Origin of the sequence: Streptomyces sp. P17, assembly GCF_032436805.1 — a bacterium.
In the GTDB taxonomy this organism is placed as follows: domain Bacteria; phylum Actinomycetota; class Actinomycetes; order Streptomycetales; family Streptomycetaceae; genus Streptomyces.
The window spans coordinates 1-246 of the sequence record NZ_JAVRBF010001325.1; the positions used below are offsets into that span (position 1 = coordinate 1).

The 246-nt window shown below is 49.6% G+C and carries 1 pseudogene; it reads right to left on the reverse strand.

Annotated features, from left to right (window positions below):
* Positions 1-216: pseudogene (locus RMT89_RS44850) on the reverse strand (hypothetical protein); the annotation flags it as partial.
* Positions 217-246: the final 30 nt, after the last annotated feature.

Genomic DNA, 246 nt, shown 5'->3' on the forward strand with positions numbered 1-246 from the left:
CACACCGCCAGCCTGCCATACCCGGAAATCCTCCATCGCCATATCAACGGTTAAATGATGTTTAACCTGCGGGTGAACAATGCCGCCAAGCCAAAAGCTAAACAAAGCATCACGTGCCGCTACCCAGAGTTCAGGACGCTGCATGTGTTGCACAGAATAAAAAAATGCCGGATCAGGTTGCGTCATTATCCAATCGAGAAACACCATTCCTTGCACTTGTTGAGGTAAGCTCTCAGCGAGAGCAAC